We start from the raw sequence: 23,513 nt of genomic DNA, 5'->3' as shown, positions 1-23,513 counted from the left end.
AGGCTAACAGGTCTTCCTGGTACCAAGCAGGTCTTCGCGATTTAAGATGTCCGCTCGCGGCACGCTATCGTCGAGCTATTCTACGTCGTGAGCCCTAAAGCTTTCTCCATGCGCAAATGCTCGGCGTGCGCGACCAGTTCACGTGAGATGTCAGCGCATTCTGCGTTCCGCTGAAGCACCTGCCGCGTTCGCAGCACGGAAGACGCATAAAGGCTCTACGCCCGGTGGCCATAGCCCAGCCTTCCTTGATTGAACGGTCAGGCCAGGCGCGGTCCGGACTTTCCTGGCAATCCAATCGGAGCCGGCGCCGACATCTGATCCGCAGAATGAAGTTCAGCAGCTCCCGTGCGGGACACTGAGTGAGATCCTCAATACATGCATGAGTCTACGTCGAGAGTATTCCTCCCAAACTTCGGCCTGCCCTGCATCCTGATTACACGCCTTAGTTTCCAGACCAAGGACTCCCTACAGCGTCTTCAAATACTCAAGCAGCGCCCGCCGTTCGGCGTCGGTCAATTCCGGACCGATGATCCCGGGCGGCAGCTTCGTTATATCGGCTTCCTTGCCCTCAAAAGAATGCCCGCGATTGCTGTTCCCAAGCAGCGACACGTTGAAGTCCGTCAGGCCGGCGGCGCAGGCGTCATTGGCCCGCAGTTTCGTAACAAGCCCGACGTTAACAGGATCGAACTTGCGGCCACCGACGCAGAATGAGCTCGGGCGCTGGCCTTGAGGCAATAACATGTCCTTCAGCGTCGGCACGGATCCGTCGTGCAGATACGGGGCCGTTGCCCAGACACCGTCGAGCGGGCGCGCCCGGTATTGCGGTTCAAATGCAAGGACATCTTCCTCCTTGCCGTTACGGCTCGCCCGCGCTCCGACATATACCCGTTGGTTTTGGCAGTTCTTCCGCGGCCCCCACATCTGCTGCTTGGCCTTTTCGGAAGAGTCGTTCGCCAGGTTCCATTGATCGATCGTCTTGCCCACCACGTCCATCAGCGCCAGCACAAACAGTGGATCTGCCGACCGGTCGGCTGGAAGACCGCAGCCCCAGGCCTTGTTCAGATCGTCGACTGGATTGAGACCGAGCGACTGGGGCAAGTGAACGCGCCGCGTCGTTAGGACATTGGATTGCTGACGATCGGTGCCGATTGCGTTCACTGGCAGCTGAACGACATTGAAATAGTGGCGTCCACCGATCTCGACCCAATTCTTCTCGCCCTTCGCGGAGCGGTCTGGGTTCTCGGGCTTCCAAAACGAATCTTCCGGCCACTTCGCGTCGAAAGCGGGATCATTGACTGGTCCCCGGTGGCACTCAAAGCAATGCGAGCGATAAAGATCGCGACCTTTCTCAACGAGCTTATTGTCGATGGCCCAGGCCGGGTCGCCTCGGAACCTGTCCTGGGCGTCCTTCCATCGTGGCGCGACAAGCCCGTTGAACTTTCTGTCGCCTGCCTCGGCTGCCGAAAAGGGATCGGTGCCACGCAAAAGCTCCTCGAAACGCGCGATATCCGAAAGATGGACGGATGATGTAAAAAGCGGCCGTCCGGGAGCCGATGCTCTCATATTGATCTTCGCGCTGACGCCGAGCGCCTCGCCGGAATTGCGAACAAGCTCATTGAGAACAGAGGCGTCATACTGCGCCCAAAGGAAGTACGGCGTGTCCCAGATCGGCGGAAAGCTCACAGGCGCGTCATTGCGCGCGAAGTTGCCCTTGAGGAGGGGATCGGGGAGTTCTCCGGTCACGGGATCGAGGAAATTGGTATAGAAGACCTGGTTGCCGATCCGGTTCAACGCGTCCAGCCGGCCAAACCCCTCGTCGAGATTGCTAACGCCTTGCCCCGTCAAAAGGCTATCGCTTGCGGTCTTTTGCTTCTTGATCTTTTGAAGTGCGAGTTCCAGGTCACTTCGAAGCTTCTTGCGGTCGATGCCTCGACCTTCAATGCTTTCAAGGCGGCTGGCGAAGCGTTCGAATCGCCACGGCAAGATTAGCGTGTAGCCGATCGACAGCCCGATGACCCGTTCAACCTCCCCGAGATTGACCATCGCCGGGCCACCATCGTAGCGGATACTGACATTTTTGTACTCGAGATGACCGGTATGACAGGCGGCGCAGGTCAGTCCGATCTGATCTTCATAGATTGCTCCCGTCGTCGGGTCGATGCCCCCCTTCAGGATTGCAAAGCCGACAGGCAGACCCTCTGGATTGTCGGGCGTGCCCGGCGTCCAAGTTGAGCCCACGTCCTTCGCATCATCGTGATAGCCGTATGCGGGTGCCTTCCGGGCAAAGTCCTTTGAGCTTGGACTTGGGATGAAGCCGAGGCGTCGCAGATAGTCGTCGTCCGTCAGGCTCGTGTAATGGATCGACAACTCAGGACGTTCCAGGGCCAGGAACCATCGATACGGGACTGGAATCGTCGCAGTGCCCTGCGATGTATGGTGAAACCAGTAACGCTGCCGCGAAGTCCAATTCTGCGGCAGCCAATACGCGCTTTCGATCTTCGACGGCGCGGGCAGTGTAGCAGGCAGCAACTGGGCAACCAGATTTGCGTCGTTCTTGATCTTGAGAGCCGCATCGCGGAGCTTCTCCGGCACGAAATACGCCATGCCTACTGACGCCGCCGCAACGAACACGATCACAAATAGCAGAGCGATGACATGAGGCCACCGCCTCACCCGGCCACCGACCCAAGAGCGGAACGAACGCGCCCCCATAGTACCCTCCATATATTCATCTCAAGTAGCGCCTTCTGCCGCGCGAGCGCGCCGGCCGAAATGGCGCTGACTATTTGTTCAGCAACTGGCTGTTGATGAAGGCGACCACGTCAGCCGTCTCGGCTGCGGCACGCCGGGTTATGGTCGCGGCCGCCGGGCCACCATGCAAGAACGATGGGAACCAACCGAAATTGCGAACATTCCAGCTTTCCTTCGGCAAAACCGCTGGGTTCACGCCAGGCACAGCAAAATTCTGTACTTTCCTGGCGAGTGGCTGCGCCGTCTCGGTGTGACAGCTCACGCAGTCCGTATTGAAGAAATGGCTCTTCTTCGGATCCGCGATGACATTGACGATCTCGAGTACGCGGCTATTGGGGACGTTCGCATCGATAAAATCCGCCGTTGAAACACCCTTACGATCGGCGGGCGGCAAGGGCGGAGTCTGCAGCGCTGCGTGACGACATGTCATTGGATTTTGGTTGTTCGTGACAGGCCGCGGGATGACGTGTGTGCCACTGAGGATGCTGAACATCTGAGCGGCATGCAGGCCATCGAGCGTCGGACCAGGCACCGCTATCAACCCGGCCTGCGGGACCCTGAGCATCGAGACAAACACCCAGGGTTCGGGCGGTGAAATGCCCATGATAGCCATGGTGTTGAGGCGCTGCGGGGACAGATGCTTTTCCAGCAGGGCTTTCAGCGCATCGCGAAACGGCTTTGCGGATGCGCCGACAAGGCCCGGATGCACGTTCATGCTACCTGCAGTCGAGACCTTGACATTGCCCAACTTTCCCGCCGCAAGTTGGTCCCGCAAGGACGCAACGTCGCGAACGATCGCCTTGAAGGCTTCGTCGTCGGGCTTGAATCGCGGGAATGGCGCACAACCATCGAGGGGCGGATCGGGATCGAGGTTGAAGCTGAAGATGAGGTGGCCTGCCGTGTCATGGACCTTGAATCCGTCGGGTCCATTGGTCACCGGCTGAATGATCAGGCGAATTTGCGGCTGCCGACCAAACTGGGCAATGAGGTCTGCAGATAATCCCGGAGCTCCGGGATCGATCCGGATGCCGGCGACAAACCAGGCATCGATCTTTTTCACGACATTGGGCAGGGCAATGCGGCGCGTGCCGGAGTCCGGCGCGCCTGGCCGTTCGGGATTTTCGGCGTTTGCGACAAAGCGCGCGAAATCCTCATCGGAAAAAAGCCGCTGCGGAGCCGTCGCCGGACCGACAAGGTCGGACACCGCGATCAAATTGACGAGGTCAGCCGGCGATCTGGGTGGAGGAAACAGGATAGATACGTCGTTGGCTGAAAGCGGCTTCGATGCCGTCTGGGGCGGCCCTGCTTCTGCTCCCGAAGCAACGGCAAACATCAGCCCCGCGGCAGACAGCCTTGTAAACAATCGACGAAGCTTCAACCGCCATCTTTCAACTTTTGCCATCGTCGGCAATTCTCCTCTAAAATTCAACGCTTCCATTGCCAAATGAAGAGCGCGCAGCTTTCTAGCTTCCCTTCGATCGCATTGCGGCATCTAGCGGCGGATCGGCCTTCTCAATCGCTACCGTAAAATTTGCCTTGCAAGGTCTTGAGTTGAGTCGGATGCAACGCCTCCTCAATGCAGCCGAGGAACATCTGGCTTCGAGCTTTGACACGCTCGCTGTCAGCCGGGCCATGATCCATGTCCGTTTGCAGCGAGCGCACGGCGATCCAGTCCTTCGAACGATCCTTGAGCAACTCGAACAATGTTCGGTCTTGGTAGGGATGGAGACGGAAATGAGCGAAGGCAACCTTGGCTGCGATCTTCGCATCTCGCAGTGCGTCGGGGAGCGTGAGGAGATCAAGCCCCGCCAAGTCTCCAACCTGGAGCATATGGTTCTGGGCCCCCTGATATTGCTCGCGGCCGACCAGTTGGTACATTCCTCGCGGACGAAACAGCCAACCGTCATCCGTTCCGGGCTGGTTTCCGAACGGGTTACCCTCGTAGCCGAGAACAAAGTTCGCGAGTTCCTTGGGATGGTTAAGCAATGCGTCGATGGCGACCGGCGGCTTGCTCGCGGCCGCCAGGTCAGCGTTGTTTTTGGCGATTCGCTCGCGCCATTTGCGTGGGAGCTGCGAGACCGCGCTATAAGAGAAGTTTTCGCTGCTGCGTGTAAAATCGGCACTGTCGTAGGAGATTGACCCAAGGATGTAGGCCAGGATGCGCGGATCGGTCTCCTCGACGCGGTCCCATTCCTGCAACAAGGCCTTGACCTGCTCGGCCTGAAAATACGCCATATAGCTCTTTCGATATGGCGGCATCGATGGCGGAGCCGGCGAATGGTTCTTGATCGAGACCGCCAGCTGGTGCTCGTACGCAGCAACTTTGTCCTGGTATCTCTGATAGCCATGCTCCTGCAACCACTTGCTCTCATAACAAGCAAGCAGCGGCTGCGGTTTGATCTTTGGCGTGGGTCGATATTCCTTATCTAGCTCGCTGGCGTAGGCGGCCTGGGCAAGTTTGGTATCTTTGAGCGTTTCAAATGCGGATGCGACCGATCCGTTCAAGAGGTGAAACAACTTCACTTGCAAGCAATCGGCATTGCTCTGCTTCTCGCGGGATTGATCGAAATCATCCTTGGGCACGCAGTCCCAGAAGCGGCCGCTGCTCAGCGAGATGATATCTGCGGTTTTTTGAGATAGCGTCCAGCCAAGCGGCAGGCTGTAGAACAAGCCTTTTACGTCCGTGCGGCCAAACGTTGGAAAGCGTTGCACGCTGGTCGTTACATCGTTCTCAGGCCGGCGCTCGATATTGGTCGCGTGATTGAGCGCCACATAGGTTCGAGAGGTGCGCGTGCTCAAAAGCGCGCGCACTGGCTCCATGAGCTCACCGAACATGAAGGAACCGTGATCTCCAAACTGACCGCTGACTAGCGACAACAGATAAATCCGGAACTTTGGCGCGTCAGAGGTCCCCTTGATGCTGTTGAGCCGCTCAATCAAATCAAGCGCGGTCTCGATTCCGGAATTCTCGACATATCCGCCGTCCACCAAGCGTACCTGTGGATTGGCGGTAATGCAGTCATTTCGCAAGGGAACCGTTGCTGCCGGTGTCACCCACGGAAATCGAGCGCTCGTAAACGCCGCTGTGCTAAGCGGAATCGGGAGGGAGTGGCTTGCGACGGTTTGACCGATCCCACTCCCGGCGCGATCAAGCGTCGCGAGAATACAGAGGTCTCTGTCTTTGGAGTGCAACGGATCGATATCGAAGGGCGAGATCACGACCCGCTTTCCGCTACCGGCATCTGTCGTATTCAATAACAGCGCCGGCATATTGTTGCCTGGCGTCCAATGCGACTGAAACTCGGCCTTTAGCAGATTGGATTGATCGTTGATGCCCCTGTGGGTCTTGAGCATTCTGTCTGTCGCATTCTCCAGCGTGTATTCCAGAAACCGTGCGCGATCGAAACTTGGAATCGCAACCGGCGAAAACAACTGGGTGAAATCGGTAAATAGAAAGCCCGCAACCAATGGCGAGAGAAAGTCCGTATCCAGGACGCTTGCAACGCGTTGTTCCACCGGTCCAGATGCATCGATATCCTCGGCGCGGCCAACGCCTGCGAGAAAGTCCGCGATTTTCGGGCAGGTCTTTGCGTCGGGAGCGATCGCATCAAGTGGCGCATTGTCAGCATGAAGCGCAGCCGCGAAGATTGCCGAACCGACGCTTCCGCCGGAGACGCCGCTTATCGCAAACAGATGCTGCCGAAATGCCGGACAGAGATCCTGCATTCTGGCGAGAAAACGCGCTGCGTTGTTGGCTGCGTAGATACCGCCACCCTGGGCAGCCACAATGAATACGGGATATTCTCCGAGCCTGTTGGCCTCGGCCACCCGCGATTTTTGCAGAAGCCACTCGCGAAATGCCTCGACTGCAGAAATGCGAGCCTTCTCTTCCGACTTGCCAGCTACTTGGGCTACGGTGCGCAGCCCATGGTCGTCACTTCCAAACAAGGAGGCAACCAGGAATAAGCCGCCAAAGACAACCGGTATGAATGGGAAATTGAACCTGATCGTCAGTAGCGCAAAGTGCGTGGTGAGAGCCACCACGCACATCGTAAAAAGAGCGATCACGCCGAACGATCCGACGAATTGCGCAAGGCGATCGGGAAGCAATACGAACCCCGCCGTCAGCATGGCGATGGCGCCGATCGTGAGCGCGAGAAATCCGTAGCGGATGAAATAGGCGTTGTTGGCCCGGCTGGCGAGCTCAGTAGAGCGATCTCTTGATCCCATCCGCCAGGCGAACATGACAAAGCAGGCGAGCAGGATCAACATGGCGAAGGCAAGGATGAGCAGCATGTTCCGCTCGAAGGCGAGCGCCTGGTCCTGAATGCGGAAGATACTTCCGACTTCCTCGACCTCGCCGATCTTTTCAGCCGGGCGCGAGGCGAGTTGACCTGCGGCCTCAGCGACGATCGGCAACGCTCCAAGCACAACAGGCGCAAGTTTTATATAGAGAGCCAGCCGGCCCGTAGCGCGCGGGATCAGAGGAAGGGTCGCGGTAGTAAGCTGAAACGCGGACGCCCAAACCGTTATCGCGATCACGCCAAGGGCGATAAACTCCCCGACCGTAACCCACCCAATGTCGTCAGCGGCGATCCGGTAGAGCTCCTGAATCTGATCCGGCAGGTAAAGCAAAACTGAAATGGCCACCGACAGAACAACAATCCACCGAAGATTTCGCAACAATGTAAAAAGCTGCTCGCGCACAGTCATCGCGCCACCTCCCAACACTGCCTAACGGATAGCCTGAGCGAGTAAAATCGACCTAAATTCCAAAAACACTCGTACCGGTTCTCATCGAAAACATGACTCCGGAGATTACGGGCGGCCTGCAATAATGACGACTGACAAATTATCGTAACGCGCGTTGAGGATCGACAACTTAACCTGGAGTAGTGGAGCGATTTATCGATTTAATCTGCTGGACGGTCAAGAGATTTTCGACACAGATGACTAAATCAATGGTGTCGATGTTTCGCACCTGGGATTTCCCAGCTTGCGCGCTTTTTCTTCACTCGCTCGCTCAGAACGCAAGAAATCGGCAGCGTCGCTACGCTCCTCCATATTCGATTCTAATCGTGGATCATCATCAATCGATGTATGCCTGAAGGCTTACGGGCGCCGGGCACCTACCGGTTCGCGTAAACAACGCGTCAAAACAAGAATCTAGAACTCCGTTCCGCTCCATCGCAACGCAAAGGCTCAGTGTCGTGGTGCACCCGCAAACGTGACTCGGGCCGGAAGCGGACTCGGGAGTTTATCTTTAGTGCCTCGGGCGCCTGGCCGGCGATAGCGTGATCCCGGACGTGCGGCCAAAGACGCGAAGGCCAGCCGGGCGGAGCTGTTCGACTACTAAGGCGCGGCGCCCGGCGGCCGCATTACTTCGTGCGGTTCTTCTCGGCCGCGATGCGAACCATGGGCCAGTCTCCTCCGAAGGTGACGAACGAAAGCGACTGCTCTTTCGTCAATTCCTCGACGGGAAGGATTAGATTCTCGCGGCTGTTTCGTCCGACTATGAATCCGGACAAAGCTCCAGATTTCGATATGACCGGAGCGCCGACGCTTTGCTTGTTCGCGAATGGACGACCACGCGACGTGGCTAGCCCGCAATACGGCAGGCAAAGGTCCGCTTCCTTGCCGTCCTTGATCCGCACCTTGAACAATTCGCCGGTCAAGCGACCAAGCTTGTTGTTCTTGGCCCTGGACTGCTGATTGCGACGCGAGCCTGAGGACGCTGGAGAAACCTCTTCCGCGTTGACGCGTCGAACCCGGAAGTTCGGTCGATCCCAGAGGTTGCTTCGGAAGTCCCGTACGGTAACCATCTTTTCGGACGACTGGACCGGATCGTTGAAAAGCGGGGATGCCTCGAGCTGGACCGCCTGGAATCCGACGTGGGGCGACTTGGCGCCCAGGACGTCGGCAACCGGAACGAAGTGGCCGACCCGGACATTCGACCGCCCGGGACCTCGAACCAGTTCGCAAAGGCCAGAATCCACCTTCCCCACCCGGGAATGTGGCGTCATCAGCGCAAAGACGGCAGGCCCCTTTCGGACCAGGGCCGACAGCATCATCTTCGCGCCCTTCTTGCCGTCGATCTTGACCCTGACCAGGGTGCCTATCCGCAAGGCATTGGAGCTGACACTCGACGGTTCGCGGAGACCTTTCAGCTCAGTCTTCATAGTCGATGTCTCTCGTAGTGTCGGGCTCGCCCAGCTCCACCAGAACAGGTCCGACCATTAACGGGAATAGATCGAACCTTTCGGCTCGTCTGGTATCAGCCGTAGGTAAATTTGCTTTGATCGGCTCGCCCTCGACGTTGGTTCGGAGCATGCGGATATTCGAGAAGTCCAGATCGTAGGCCCTGGATATCAGATTGAGTGAACGCTCGAGGGAATCCGCCAGCACTTTCATGCTGATGGCGGCATTCCCTACTCCCTTACGGGTCCACGCATATTTCGAGGAGTCGTATCCGGGCAGTATGGCCGCATCGAGATGCTCGAAGGAAAGTTCCCCAAGACGAACCAGGTCCGGCTCATCAAGGATCTCTTTCGCGGCCGGTGGGGCGCCATGACGCACCATAACTTTCGCGAACCGCGTCGTCGGAGGCTCGATACATTCGGGCGTGCCGTTCTCCGGGACCATCGTCGCCCGATTGTCCACGGTCTTAAGGCTACCTTTCACATGCGTCACGCACCGCGCCGGACCATTGCTGAAATGGGAAAGGAGGAGCTTGTTGATGGGCGCGGCCGAAAAGGAATAGGCACTCTTGCTCTCGTGCAGCAGCGTGACGGACGGCACCGGATCTCTTTTGATGAAAGGCTCGATCTCCTCCGTATCTTCGTCTTCAAGATGTACGGTGGAATAGAATGGGCAAGGATCCTCGCTGTCTTTTTTCCCGGCCGTGACCCGTGCGCGCCGTTCTTCCTCGATCGCCTTTACATCCGTCTTCATCGGCTTCTTCGACAATCGCGCCGCCAAAATGTGCGCCGCTTTCGTCACGTCCTTCCCGAGGATCGGAGAAAGCGCGTCGATCAGACCGCCGTCGCCCGATCCGCTGACCATGACCTCGTCGCCGGATTCGATGATCGATGACGGAGACCAGTAGGCAGGGGTCTGCAGATTGCCGAACTGCCTTTCGGCCCCAAAGCCCGTGGCGATCACGCAGACATCGGCCTTCAGCTCGGTTTTCTGGGCGTCGGCAAGCTTGATCGTAAGTGGCGTCGCGGCGCGCTCGATCTCATCCACTTCGGCGTGGATGAACGCGACGTGCTTTGCGAAGCTCTCCTCCCATTCCTTCATCATCGCGTCGACGACTTCGGTGACCGGCGCTTGAGCCCAATTCAGGAAAGGCAGTTCGGTCGCGGGTGTCGGCTCCTGGAACGGCCAGAAGATGATGTTCGGATGGAGCTCCCGATGGATCGCATTACGGTAAGAGGTGAAATCCACCTTTTCCTTGTCCACGATAGTGACGCCGGCCCCCAGGCTGCGAAAGGCAGCAGCGATGGTCCTCCCGGCCACACCAGCCCCGACTATGCACACGCTTCGATGCCCCGGCGCGAGATGCCGATCGGAAATCTCCGCTGCCAGAGCAAGCGCTCGTAGCTGTTGGGAATAGAAGTTCTGCTGCGGAAGAAACGGATTGAGTACGAAAAGGTTGTCTGTGAGCTTGCACGCCTCATAAACGTGCGCGCTGCGTTCTGCATCGATCGGCATGCGTCTTTTACGTTCGTATTAGCTCCGCCATCGCTCAGGACGCGACGGCTCGTGAAAAGGAGTTTTCAAAAGTCAGGAAGTATGTGCCACGACATGCGAGTATGCCGCGTCCCCAAAAACAATGATGGCCTTCTTCGTCCCCCGAAGACACGCGACCCATCCCCGTTCAGTCGGCCCAAGACAAAATAGTAACAACTGATAGTTGCGTAAAGCGATTTGTTGGACTACGGCTAAAAACAAGGTTGGTACGATACGCACAATCGATGGCTCGTATACGTGGAATTAATGCGTCCCGCGCCTCACCCGCCAATGCCTGTGCTTACAGAGTTCGCCGAGCTTGCCGACGTCGGGGGCCGGCAACTCCTTCGGGTCCGACATGATCGCGCCCCCTCGGGTGCCCGAACCGGAGAATTTAAGACGGCAGGGATCGTCAGCGGCTCGAGCCATTCCTTGAGCTAGCTGATCTTGGATGGCATTTCTGACCACAGCAAATATCCCAAATCGAGACGTTGCGCGTCACCAGTTCAATACCCACACCAGATTACCCCTCGTCGCCAGGTGGCTCAAATCGTTCCAAACCGCCCAGCGCTTCCGAATAGCGGATTCAGGCCCTGAAAGCGGGACATCGCAAGCCCGTATCACCGGGCACGTCGACGTACACCGCCGGCCCGGATATAGCGCTCAAGACACCAGTCAGAACTTCCGCTGATCATCCAATCTCAGTACGCAATGAACAAAGGCCGCGTCGTCCTCGAGCGATCGAGCAAACTTCAGGCAAGCAAGGCCGCGTAGTTACGGCTCATAAAGAGATTTCCGGATGTCACGCAGCTCGTCCGCGTCATCCTCAACAATTGTCGCGAAGAACTTTCCGAGCAAATCTGCGACCACGTCCGATATCTGCACGGCCGGCTCCTCCACCGATTTCGCAAAGCGATGGATCCGCAAAGGAAGCGCCTCATGCTCCATTCGGTGGCCTGCACGTAACGTTTAACGATAGCTTCACGGCATGGCGATCAAGAGGAACTCACCGGATTCGGACAAGGCCTCCCCGTATATCCCTTTATCGCATAGTCCGACGTTGGGCGGCGGCACAGATCGTCCCCATCCCTATGGAAGGCGACGCGCCGGATTTCGGCATCGCCCCTCGCGCGCGGCAAAGGATGTGCTTGCCGGAAGACGAATACATGGTAAGCGCGATTTTCCCCGCACGTTGACGCCGGCGGTTTTGAAGGATTGCCCTAGTATCGGGCGATACCGGGCCGTTCAGGCAGTGGCGGCTTTGTGGAAGTTGAAGGGCAGCAGGTCGGTAATATCGGCGTCGCCGGCGCGCTGAGGCAATTCGGTGAGGACGTGGCGCAACCACGCTAACGGCTCGACACGTGAGGCGCGGCAGGTCAGCATCAGGCTGTAGACGACGGCACTGGCCTTGGCTCCGTCCACGGTATCGCTGAACAACCAACTCTTCCTGCCAGTTGCAAAAACCCTGATGTCGCGCTCCAGAAGATTGTTGTCGATCGGCATGCAGCCGTCCCCGGTGTAGCGCGTCAGATATTCCCATTGGTTTCGGGTGTAGGATACGGCGTCGCCGAGCTTGCTGTCAGGCAAGACCTTCGGGGCCATGTCATCGAGCCATACCTTGAGAGCATTGAGGACGGGAACACTATGTTGCTGGCGGAAGCGGCGAATGCAGTCGGCCTGTGTTTCACCCTTCTCCGGTGATCCGTCCCGCGCCTGCCTTTCAACCCGGTAGAGCTGGTCGAAGAACCGCAGCGCCTGCTCGGGCGGACCGCCGCCCTTCTTCCTCGCCCTGAGGGCATCGACAAAGCGCCGCCGGGAGTGGGCCATGCAGCCGATGTGGGTGGCCCGTTCCAGCGTGCGCCATGCGGTATAGCCGTCACTCATCACGATGCCGCGGTAATCGCCGAGGAAGGCCTGCGGGTGGATTTGGCCGCGGCCCGGCTGATAATCCAGAAGAACGATGGGCTCGTGACTGCCCTTGCCGCTGCGATAAGCCCACATATACGATGTGCTGGTGGCCTTTTTGTCCTTCTCCTTGAGGACCTGAACCGTCGTCTCGTCGCCATGGATGAGAGGCTGCGATCTGAGCCGCAGCTTCAGGGCGTCATAGATGCGGGAGAGATGTTTCTCGCTCGAGCCGATCACCCAGCGACCCAAAGCGCCGCGGCTGACCGGAACGCCGGCGCGTTCGAAGGCCTGCGCCAGGCGGTAGAGCGGCGTGCCATCGACATATTTATGAACCAGCGCGAACGCCAGCGTTGAGGCCGTGGCAACGCTGCCCGGCAGCGGCTGCGTCGGCATCGGCGCGGTCACGACAGGGGCGTTGATTCCGGTGCGATCGCAATGGCGGCACGCATATTTGAAGCGTACGTTCTGTAAAACCTTCGCCTTCACCTCGATATGAAGTTGCTCGGTGACAGCCTCGCCCATGCGATGCATCTGGCCACGGCAGCAAGGACACGCCTTCTGATCGTCGGGCAGGTCATACTCGACGCGCTCACGCGGCAGGTTCGCCGGCAGCGGCCTGCGGCCGCGCTTCTTTCCCGTTGTGTTTTCGACGGGTGGCAAGCCCGTGTCCGGAAGTTCGGCGATATTGTTCGTTTCACTGCCGGCGTCATCCTCATCGGCGGCCTGCTCGGCTTCATTGAAGAGACGATCGACGTGCTTTTCGCTGCGTGGCGCAAAACGATGCAGGCGTGCCAGCGCCAGTTCTTCCTCGAGTTTGACGACGCGGTCGGCGAGTTGATGGTTCTCCGCCTGCAGCGCAGCAATGCGCGCCAACAGCACTTCAACACTCGGATCGCCGGTTCGATTCATCGGATTCTTGAATCTGAACCGTACCGACGCGTCAACCGCTCAACTCGAGAGCTCAGCCGGCAACCTGATAGTGCCGCACCGGATGGCGGACCATCGCATCGATATCGATGCCATCAAGGATCCAGTGCAATTGCTCGGTCGTAAGCCGGACGACCGCCTCCTGGCGGCGCGGCCATCGGAACTTGTCCTCGGTCAGCCGCTTCAGGACCAGCACAAAGCCGGACCGGTCGAAGAACAGCAACTTCATCCGGTCGCAACGGCGATTGCAGAACGCAAAAACCGCCGGCGTGAATGGATCGAGCGCCATCGTCTCCTGGACCAGGACCGCAAGGCTGTTGATGCCAGCCCGGAAGTCGATCGGCTCACGGTGCAGATAGACCTGCAGGTCACCGCCCAGTCTGAACATGGCCCAGTGCTCCGATGATCGCCGTCAATGCATCCACATCGCCGCATTCCAGCGCGAGCTTCACGCCGTTCGGCAGCGACACGCTCACTTTGGCCGGAGAACAAAAAGCTGGAGTCCCTTTGGGTTCCGAACCACGCACTTCATCGCAAGTCGCCGGCAAATCCACCGTCGCCACGCTGTCTTGCCGCGACAGGGCTCGATCGGCGGCCCCCTCAAGCTGAACCGGGATGAACGCCGGGCGTGAGGACGGCGGCAGCGACCTGATCGCGGTGTGCTTCTTGATCCACTTCCGAAGCAGGTTCGCGTTGACCCCATGTTCGAGTGCAAGCCTCGATACCGAAACCCCAGGCTCAAGGCAGGCCGTGACAAGACGCTCTTTCGATGCCGCCTCGTAGCGCCGGCGACCGTTCCGGCCAACAAGCCTGACCCGCAGTTTCTGATCATCGTCTGCCATCATGACGTGTCCACCTATTTTGGTGGACACCTCATGCATCAGAGCACTCAAAAGCAAAAGGTGCGGAGAAATTCGCGCTTACAATACATGAGCGGCCGTCGACACGCGGTGATACTCGTCGATGTCAACCTATCGTTCGCGATACGTAACGCCTTCGACCGGCTGCAGAGGTCCGCAACAGACCACAGGGGCTTAGCTACGCTACGCTCAGCCAGTCGGTCAGCGCTTTGACGTGCACGGCGAAATCTCTGGCCTCGCTCGGTCCGCCTTTGTAGTTGATTCCGGCGACCGCGCCGTCCTCATCGAGCAGCGGACCGCCGGACATGCCCTGCGAGAGCTTTTGCGCGACCTCGATCATCGGAACGGCGCTCTTGATGGGCAACGACGTTATCAATCCGGATCGGACATTGATCTTGTCGCCGGGGCCAAAGCCGGGAAATCCGAGCGCCGTCGTGTTGTCGCCAGCTTTGAATGTGCGCTTCGATATATCGAACTCGTAGTACTCGGTGGCAGGTATTTCGTGCGCGAGAACGGCAAGATCGCGATGCGCGTCATTTTTGGCAACCGTCACCTTGAATTTATTCGAAGGCTTGCTGGGGTGATAGACCGCGATCTCGGTCGCGCCGTCCACGCAGTGCCATGCCGTAACGAGACCCACCGACTTCAGGAAGAAGGCCGTGCCCTGCACGCTGCCTTCCGTTGCGTCATCGCCCCAATGCTCGACCACCCACACCGCACGCTCCCTGATCTCGAAAATCGTGGGCAGAATTTCGAGTTTCTCGGATGGGAAGAGCTTGTTGTAGCGCGAGGCCAGACTGCGGAAAATCGGATCCGAAGGTTTCTTGATGTGCCCTACCCAGGATATCCGGCCGCGAAGATGCGACGCGAGGGCCGCTTCGCGACCATACTTGTCCTTGAGGGTCTTCTGAGCGACCGCAGCGCCCTGCTTTTCGACCACGAATAATGCTGCCCGGATGTTTCGAACGAATTTTCGGTCGACATTGACGATTTCATTGATCTTCAAGCCGGTCACCGTTCGCCGCGAATGCTTGTCGGCGTAGTGGACCTTCTGTGGATTGATCGCGAAACCGTTGGACCGGAATGCTCCGCGAAGCCCATCCTTGAGCAGATCGGGCGAGAAATTTCCGGCCGGCGGCGGAGGCCCTTCGAACAACAAGGTCAACGGCTGGTAGCTGGAAAACGTGACGTCGTCGGCATACCGGGTGTAGATGCAGCGGCTCTCCTTGGCGATCCTCTGCAATTGCTTGTCCATCCGGAAACAGATCATGTTGGAGATTATGGGACTGCTAGGTGCGCCTTGCGGCAGAACACCCTCGTTGCAGCAGATCCGCGCCAATATCTCAGCGACTCGACCGTCGATGCCGAGCGCGCTCATCAATCCGGAAACACGTCCTTCCGTAATTGCCGAAAAGAAGCCTTCGATATCCAAGTTCATTATGAACTTGCTCCGGAGATGCGCCGTAGCGTTCGTCTTGACCGAACGATTGTCCACAAAGCCGTGAACGGGATTCCTCGGTCTGTATATCGGCGCGAGCGAGGACGCGATCTTGGTCTGCAGCATCTTCAGCCGATGGTCCGGCGCGCTTATGAGGCGCTTCTTTCCTTTGCCTTTCGAAATCTCGAATTTCTGATACATCCGGCTACGAAACCACCAGATCTTCCTGAGTTCGGCTGCCGATACGGCAAGGAACTTCAATAGTTCGGCTTCGCTGGTAAGCTCGTTCGGAACTGTGACCTGGATCGGAGTGACGAAGAACGACGCGGGGCCAGGCACGAGGTCTCCCTTCCAATCACGCCAGGTATTCAGGCAGCAACGTGGCGCGCACGATCCTTGATCAGACTTTCGCTCTTACGCCGCAGTTACGACAGCGCGTATGCGAGGGGAGACCTCGTAATTCATCAATAGCAGAGCGTTCCGGGAACGCCACGCGTCAGTCCCGGAAATTCACATAGATATTTGCAGCGTTCCATTGGCATGGCCCGGACGCCGATTCCATTGCCGCGGACGAGGTTTCGATGCTCGCCGAACGAGACTTGGTGCCGGCGCGTGATTGTCGTCACGGTCTCTTCGGACATCGCGGGGTGGTCTTGCGGATTTCAGCGACCGCCGGCGTGAGGATAAACGCGCGCTCCATGACATTCCAAGATATCGAGGAGTTCAGACATCCGGCTTGCGCCCTGCAAGAGGTCATCCTGGGGTTTAAGGCGTGGATTTCCGGGCTGCACCTAATTTATCGTAGGTGTCGAATGTCTTCCGATCGATGCCGTAGGCGACGTGATTTCCCTCGTTTAGACTTTCGACGATGTCTTTTGTCCGGCGCATTAGGGTCTGCTTTGTCTTGCCTACGTCCTTTTCGAACTGGGCGGAAAGAAACTCTTGAGCGTCTAGCCTGGCTCCTTGCTCGATCGATTTCAGGACGTACTGCTTGACGGCTTCGTAGATTTCGGTACGTCGCTTGAATTCCAACTCCGCTTCTTCACGGTCTCTTCCGACATAAGCATCGTAACGGCTCGCGGATGCGGCATAGCCCTCCGCATACGCTTCAGTGATCAGGTCGTGGCGGCCCAGTTCATAAAATGCGAGCAGGCCTTTAGTGTATTTGGTTTTGTCGACATTCATAAATGACAAGGGGGCCAAGCCTGCTTTGAGCAGCGGTACGTTGCAGATGACGCGTCCGGTGCGCTTGTTCACATCCTCGAAGTACTGGAGGTAGCTAATCATCACCATCAGAAAGAGGCTTCGCTCAAAGGGATCGTCAATGAGAGCCTGCTTCTGCACGATGAGGGTGAGTTGATCCTCGAGGATTTGCGGAATCGCCAAGGGCGTGTAAGCGGAGTTGCCCAGTCCAACGATCCGCCTTCTCACCGTTCCGCGCGCCGCCGGATCGATAAGGCCACGAGAAAGCAAAGAATGGACGTTTCTTATTTCACGAACATCCAATTCAATGTCACCGATGTTGTCGACGAGATAGGTAATTGCCTCCTTGTGATTAAGGATCATCTGAGTTTCATCGGCGGCCTTTCCTTCAGCGGCTTGGCCGTACTCGATGAGCACCTGCGTATCCAAGTATGAGTAGGTGTTTCCTTCCAGGCTGGACGAAGCGTAGGACAGATCGACAAGGAGTTTTTGCACGATAGCGCGCGAATAGGTACTCGCATCAGCTCTCACTCCCCCGCCAGCGGCCAAGAGTTGCTGCGAGACTTCAGGGTCCAACCAGCGCGTTTGATTTGGGACATAGTTCTCAAGGATGGACCGGTCGTAGCTGACGGCCTTTCGGCGCTCCGGCGGAATGCTGAAATATTGATTGTAGTTGTCCGCCTTGTATCGGGTATTTCGCCCCTTCCCCTCGACCAGAACATATCGATCTGCCTGAAGGGCAGATAGGCGCCTGGAGAGGGTTGGCTGGCTTATCGATATTCCGTTCCGCTCCAGGGCAGCGAGAATTCCGGAGGCAGTGTTTGCTCCGGTTTCGATGGCATCAAGGATGGCCTTATCTGTCTCGTTTAGGGTCATGGCCTGAATACAATGCTGAATTGATTGGAGTTGGGCCTAAGGGCCATTTTCGAAGGGCGGACGAGCGCTAAAGCAGCGCTTGAATAGATATGCGAATAGAAATGCTTAAGATCAATCCAATCAAGCCCCTGAAACTTCTCTTATTTTCTATTTTAGGAGCTGAGAGGTCAAAGTCTCTCGAAGGCAATCCTGAATGGAAAGCGAATTGATTAACGATGGGACTTCAACCCTTACGAATGGAACAGTGAATAGAGAGGGCTTTCGTCGCGTGGGCAGGCAGCCCTTCTGCAGTTAAGGCACCCTTGGTTGTGACAGAAGCCACAATCAACCTACTCTGCGGTCTGACCGCCGTTCTATCGGCCAGCCGCCCACCAAGGCGAAAGCGGAAGGGGCCTTGGCGAGGCCGTCGGCAGTGCGGTCGAAGCTACGCCGCCAGGGGAGCGAACGTCTCGCGCGAGTTTATCGTCTCGCACCCTCGCACTCCTGTCGAGTTGAGATGAACGTTGCTACGACGACGCCCCTGATTGTCACGATGCAAACTCCGGCCTCCGTCCTGTAGCCATGGTGTTGCGCTAGTCTTACGAGTTCGCCCAACTGCCTGGCTTTGGATTCCACATCCGAAATGTTCGATCCGACATTTAGCAGCGACCTCGCGGCTAAATCGTCGGTCCTCGCTTGCACCGAAAGAATATCGATGATCTTCGAGGTTTCGAACCTCGACCTTTCGATGAGATCGGAGCCAATCCTGCTCCTTCCGCCGGCATCGGAAAGGCTGGACGCCTTCGACTTGGCCTCCGCGATCATGCCATCCTCCAGCGGGGAAATCACCGGATCGCTCCTTCCTCCGCGTAGACTTTGGAAACGGTCAGACAGCATCGATCCGTATCCTTGGATCCGACTCAGGGAACTTTTCAAAGACGCACCCAATTTCGTATCGAGCAAAGCCGACGATCTTCTTACGAGCTCGGACCTGGCGTCCGACGACGACACCACCCCCTTGAGGAAGTCGTCGACGAATTCGACCGCGGCCGCTCTTATGCCGTCAGTCAGGAAATCGTCGCTCATCGCCTTCAATATTTCGTCGATCACCTTGCCGGAGACAGTTTCCTTCACTAGCTCCGATATTGCTGGTTCGATGACCTCGGGGACCTTCGCGGCGTCGAGTGCAGTCGAGAGCAACTCTCGGATCGCACGCTGCCGCGATGAGCCGTCGCGTGGTCGTTTGAGGTCGTCCTCTGGAGGGGCCATTCCGCGCGTTGGCGCCCCCCGAGGTGCCTCAAGAGCGGATCCGAGCTCGGCCAACTTGGACGAACTTGCCGCCGGCGGCACGTTCAGCATGTCGCCCGACTGAAGGTGTCCCTCGAACTTGGCTGCGTTCGCGGCCGTTCTTACCGCTATGCGCTCGTTCAGCCGCTCATCGGAATTCAGGACCCCGGCCTTGAGTTCGGCGTCCCAGATACCCGAACCGGCAGGCGGGGCCGGCGGGCGTGGTCCCGCGGGAGCGCCTGCAGGTCGCGGCCCACCCCAATCCCCGGGCGGCGGCGAAGTCCGGAAAAGATGGTCGTCCTGCTGGGTCGCCCTATCCAGCATGACCTTCGCGAACTGTATGGACACGCGGAAAACGGCTCGTTTGTATGAATTGTCGATAGCATCGTGAGCCGACCGAAGTTCGACCCGCAGGGCGTTCAAGCCGCTAGGCGCAGAACCGTAGAAGGAGAACAGCAGGACCGCGACGAAGAAGGCGCCGACGACGTCTATGCCCTTCGATGCCATCTTCGAAAGTCGAGCCACCCTTGAGGAGAGAAGCGGGAAGAAGAGCAGGTTGAAACCAAGAACGAGTATGATCGCAAGGCGCGCCTTCAGAGCGAAGGATTCAACGCGTTCAATGATGTGTCCAGCCTCGAGGCTATTGTACCAAGCAAGAACGGTGCTCAGCCGCGGTGAGAACTCCGTCAGGAAAAGGTAGAATCCGATCTGCAGCAACAGGAAACATGTCGAAACGGCGCCGGTGACCACGCAGTAAGTGGTGAGTTTCGAACCGACCTCGGCGAGAATCGCGTTGCCGCTGTGCCTTCGGCAGACCGAGCGGATCGCAAACACGGAGATAGCCGAGACGATCAATACCCCCAACGGCAACAATCCGACGAAGGAAAAACCCGCAACAAACGCAAGCCAAGCGGGGATCAATATCACTGGAAGAACAAACAGCTGCGAGAATTCCCGCAGACGAGTTGAAACGCTCAAATCCGTCTCCTCCGCTCGGCAGGCCGCTCTATTGACTTTGAACTTCTGCCGGCGCGTCAATGAGACCCCTTCCTATCCAGGCGAATTCCTTCAAGCTCAGCCGCAGCATTGCTCAGACTCTGTGCGGACCTGGTCTCGAAAGGCTAAGCAAGGACAGTCTCCTTAGGTCGGAAAAATTCGGCGCGGGACATTGTCACACGCGACGTTATTGACAACACTTGGAGCCGCCAGTAATCCTTCAAAATATACCTTTAAGTTGTAGCACACCGCGGCGAATTGTTGGAGCGGCATCGCAGGTCCGATATTACTCAGCTCGAAATTATTTCCGTACGGACCGGACGCTGGCTAGATGTGTCACTCACCTACAACCTCGACGAAGCAGCGCGTGCGACAGACGACGAGCTACAAAACCAGGCAGCGGCGAGGATAGACTAACACCACTTGGATCAGATGCCGTTGCTGTCCAACTTCATACGCTCTGCGCAAAGTCGACGAATACATGTCCTGCGTGGACGAGCCATCCAATACGTCGGGCAGCGCCTTGGCGGTCGTCTCGACGACATGAAACAGCAGCCGCGGCTGACCTGAGGACGTGTGCTTGAGGTCCCCTTGATGGCAGCCAGCATGCCCGCCGCCGTCGTTACGCCCTGACTGTCCTTGCTGTCCGCGTTGAAGTCGCAGTGGCTCAAACTATAGGAGCATCGAAAGGCGTCGATGCTCGCCTGCCGTCCACGAAGTGTTGCGGACGAGTTCACCTATCGGAAATGGAATAATGTAAAGGGAAGCGACATCCGAACCGCGCAAAAGCGAGATGAATTGCTTTCCAGACTGCAAGACTTTGGGCATTCGAACCCGAACCTCTGCCGCCGTAACGTTCATAGCTTGTCGGAAGCACACGATCTCGAACCGATCACAGCAATCAACGAGGCTTTGAAAGAGGCGATCAAGGCCGTCCCAGAAACATTTTCTGCTGTCACCTGGAGCGCCGAGCGATTTGCAGCTCGCGCTCTTGCGTGAAGCCGTATCAATCAGGTTCGATCGAAAGCCGACCTACATTTCTTTCGTTCTTAATCTGTGAGACAGTGTCGGAGGTTTGGTTCGAGCCGCCGCGAATACGTTCCGTTCGATGGAAGAATGCCAAAGTAGTCACATGCCAAAGTAGCCACACCTCTTGCGTGCCGGAGCACGCTTCTTTTTGCTGTTCATGAACGCCTGAAGATCCCTTAAGCGTATTTCAAGGTCAGGTCGAAACGAACTTGGACGCGCTGGACCGTCGGGCGCATCTCCTCAGCCGTACCGCAGCGCGTCCCTCATCTCTTCTGAGGGTAACGATGTGCTGCCTGCCGTCGCGAATTCTTTCCGCCGCTGAGCCATAGCCGGTTCGGTCATTTGCGCGCGCTAGGTGACTTCAAGATGATCGACAGGTGCGATCAGTTCGCGATCGAGCCGATGCCTGCGAAACCTGCATCTTGGGCCGAAATCTGTGTCCTCAGCTCCTACCGATCGGTCGCTCGCCGTCGCCAACGATGCTGCCTCACAGCAGTCAGCGCGCATCGAATGGAGCCAGATCTCCTTGAATGATCTTCGAGGTCGGCAGCAGCGACATTTAAATCGCGTTTTGCCGAGTATAGATGTTTAAATCACTTGGCCAAGTCGCCGGCATCTGACGAATGCTCCGCTTCGATGCTCCCGATTTACGAGCCGCGGGATCTCGGCCGCTCTGCCTATTTCCTCTTACCGGCTTATCCCAATTCCCTATGGACTCTTGGGAATTACTCTCGAAATCGGCGAGTGAGATGCCGTATAGTCGCGCGATACGCGTAAAGGGGGCTTTTCCGGTGCACGACAATTCGATGGAAAGAGCCAGATGGCTCCGCGATTTGCGGCGCTTTCTGCCTCTGCGCAGCCAATTCGTGCTCTCGGGCAATACCCGCGACCTTCAGATGCACGAAATCGTTCCGGGCGAGGTGACCGCAGCGCCCCTATCTCGGGTCTTGCTGGACGTCTTGAAGGCAGCTGGTTACGCCCAGATCGCATGGTTCGATGTTCTGAACGGGTTTAGGGATATCGAGCCGGGGGACGGAAGCTGCCTCACGCGATTGGGTCTGATGCCGACGGGTGGCGCTGCGGCAGGCGGGATCGACCTTCTGTCGACGACGCTTGAGCGGCACGTCACCGCTGAAGGACAACCCTCGGCCCTGATCGTCGACTTTGCCTCCAGACTGGTCGCCCGAAACGACGCCTTATCACCGGCCGAGCACCAGCTTTTCTCCCGGGCGCTGATCCTCTCTCATGCGGCGCGCGCGCGTCCGGCGGGCGACAAGCGCCTGCCCTTCTTCAATACGGTGGTCTGGATCGTCGACAAGGAGGGCGATCTGCCCGACTGGTTCCTGATCGGAAACCCAAAGATCAGACACATCCCTATCGGACGACCGGATCATCTTGCGAGAAAAAGCATGATCCGCTCTCTTGTCCGCGGTCTTCCGGGTGCGCAGGACGCGGAACAATCGGAATTAGAGAAGTGCACTCAAGCATTCGTGGACGAGACGGAAGGCCTTCTGTTACTGGACGTGAGCGCGGTCGCGCAGCTCGCCCGCAGCGAAGGCGTCCAGTTCGATTGGATCGGCGATGCCGTCCGGCGCTTCAAAGTGGGCGTGACCGAGGATCCATGGCGCAAGATCAGCCGCGATAAGATCAGCTCGGGCGAAGAATTCGTCGGGCGACGCGTCAAGGGACAGTCTCACGCAGTCACGCATATGCTTGATATCGTCAAGCGCGCGGTGACCGGGATCGGCCAATCGCCGCGGGGCGGCCGACCAAGAGGCGTAGTCTTCCTTGCTGGGCCCACCGGCGTCGGCAAGACGGAACTGGCGAAAACGATCACGAGCCTGCTGTTCGGCGATGAATCTGCATATATCCGCTTCGATATGTCGGAGTTTAGCGCCGAGCACTCCGATCAGCGGCTGATCGGCGCACCGCCCGGCTATATCGGATATGACGTCGGAGGCGAGCTCACGAACGCGATCCGTGAAAAGCCCTTCAGCGTCGTCCTGTTCGACGAGATCGAGAAGGCTCATCCGAGGATTCTCGACAAATTCCTTCAGGTCCTCGATGACGGCGTCCTCACCTCCGCACGAGGCGATCGCGTCTATTTCTCAGAAGCCTTCATTGTCTTCACGTCCAATCTAGGCATCTACGTACCGGGACCGTCCGGCGAGAGAATTGCCAACGTCACGCCCGAAGAGACTTTCGATGCCGTGCGCAGCAAGGTCCGAGGCGAGATTGAAAGGCACTTCAAACAGGTCCTCAACCGGCCCGAGATATTGAACCGCATCGGAGAGAACGTCATTGTTTTCGACTTCATCCGTCCCGAGGTCGCAAACGAGATATTCGATCAGATGGTCGACAATTTGCTTAAGGACGTCAATTCGCTGGGCTATGACGTGACTTTGAGTGGCGCTGCCCGTGAGCCTCTTCGCGGCCTGTGCCTGGCTGATCTTTCGAACGGCGGCCGAGGCATCCGCAACCAGGTGGAATCTCACCTCATCAACCCGCTCTCGCGGGCTCTATTCGAT

14 protein-coding genes are annotated in these 23,513 nt (G+C 57.8%); 2 read left to right on the top strand and 12 right to left on the bottom strand.

The genetic code is table 11. From position 1 onward, the window contains the following. Positions 1-465: 465 nt before the first annotated feature. The 12 genes from IF803_RS37700 to IF803_RS37645 form a co-directional block, all read right to left on the bottom strand. Positions 466-2,604: a di-heme-cytochrome C peroxidase gene (locus IF803_RS37700; protein WP_461195684.1), complete on the bottom strand. Its 2,139-nt coding sequence runs from the start codon at positions 2,602-2,604 to the stop codon at positions 466-468. Positions 2,605-2,782: 178 nt separating this feature from the next. After that, complete coding sequence (locus tag IF803_RS37695) at positions 2,783-4,153, bottom strand: hypothetical protein (RefSeq protein WP_461195683.1); 1,371 nt, start codon at positions 4,151-4,153, stop codon at positions 2,783-2,785. A gap of 110 nt (positions 4,154-4,263) precedes the next feature. After that, the gene (locus IF803_RS37690; RefSeq protein WP_461195682.1) at positions 4,264-7,464 is read right to left on the bottom strand and encodes a hypothetical protein; all 3,201 of its coding nucleotides are present in this window, start codon (positions 7,462-7,464) and stop codon (positions 4,264-4,266) included. 665 nt (positions 7,465-8,129) lie between these two features. After that, complete coding sequence (locus IF803_RS37685) at positions 8,130-8,930, bottom strand: hypothetical protein (RefSeq protein WP_461195681.1); 801 nt, start codon at positions 8,928-8,930, stop codon at positions 8,130-8,132. Continuing rightward, the gene (locus tag IF803_RS37680) at positions 8,920-10,464 is read right to left on the bottom strand and encodes an FAD-dependent oxidoreductase (protein WP_461195680.1); all 1,545 of its coding nucleotides are present in this window, start codon (positions 10,462-10,464) and stop codon (positions 8,920-8,922) included. The genes IF803_RS37685 and IF803_RS37680 overlap by 11 nt, the downstream gene beginning before the upstream one ends. A gap of 792 nt (positions 10,465-11,256) precedes the next feature. Further along, complete coding sequence (locus IF803_RS37675; protein ID WP_304498911.1) at positions 11,257-11,430, bottom strand: hypothetical protein; 174 nt, start codon at positions 11,428-11,430, stop codon at positions 11,257-11,259. 297 nt (positions 11,431-11,727) lie between these two features. After that, a complete protein-coding gene (gene tnpC / locus IF803_RS37670; protein ID WP_461195679.1) occupies positions 11,728-13,299 on the bottom strand; it encodes an IS66 family transposase in 1,572 nt (523 codons plus the stop codon). Positions 13,300-13,351: 52 nt separating this feature from the next. Next, positions 13,352-13,705: an IS66 family insertion sequence element accessory protein TnpB gene (gene tnpB / locus IF803_RS37665; RefSeq protein ID WP_028344496.1), complete on the bottom strand. Its 354-nt coding sequence runs from the start codon at positions 13,703-13,705 to the stop codon at positions 13,352-13,354. After that, positions 13,686-14,159: an IS66-like element accessory protein TnpA gene (gene tnpA / locus IF803_RS37660; protein ID WP_461195691.1), complete on the bottom strand. Its 474-nt coding sequence runs from the start codon at positions 14,157-14,159 to the stop codon at positions 13,686-13,688. The genes tnpB and tnpA overlap by 20 nt, the downstream gene beginning before the upstream one ends. A 196-nt stretch (positions 14,160-14,355) precedes the next feature. Beyond that, entirely contained in the window at positions 14,356-15,954 is a 1,599-nt protein-coding gene (locus IF803_RS37655) for a reverse transcriptase domain-containing protein (protein ID WP_461195678.1), read from the bottom strand. Between the two features lie 426 nt (positions 15,955-16,380). Beyond that, a complete protein-coding gene (locus tag IF803_RS37650; protein ID WP_461195677.1) occupies positions 16,381-17,694 on the bottom strand; it encodes a Fic family protein in 1,314 nt (437 codons plus the stop codon). A gap of 459 nt (positions 17,695-18,153) precedes the next feature. Next, on the bottom strand, positions 18,154-19,938 hold the full coding sequence (locus IF803_RS37645) for a hypothetical protein (protein WP_172648469.1): 1,785 nt from the start codon (positions 19,936-19,938) through the stop codon (positions 18,154-18,156). Positions 19,939-20,652: 714 nt separating this feature from the next. Here IF803_RS37645 and IF803_RS37640 point away from each other — a divergent pair. Both IF803_RS37640 and IF803_RS37635 read left to right on the top strand, forming a co-directional pair. Then, positions 20,653-20,955 carry a hypothetical protein gene (locus IF803_RS37640; RefSeq protein ID WP_172648470.1) on the top strand — a complete coding sequence of 101 codons (303 nt, stop codon included), beginning with the start codon at positions 20,653-20,655 and terminating at the stop codon, positions 20,953-20,955. 821 nt (positions 20,956-21,776) lie between these two features. Then, the coding region (locus tag IF803_RS37635) for an AAA family ATPase (RefSeq protein WP_461195676.1) at positions 21,777-23,513 on the top strand (1,737 nt) is incomplete at its 3' end.

It is taken from the genome of Bradyrhizobium sp. UFLA06-06, from assembly GCF_054820065.1.
This window is presented reverse-complemented; position numbering and strand designations above follow the sequence as displayed.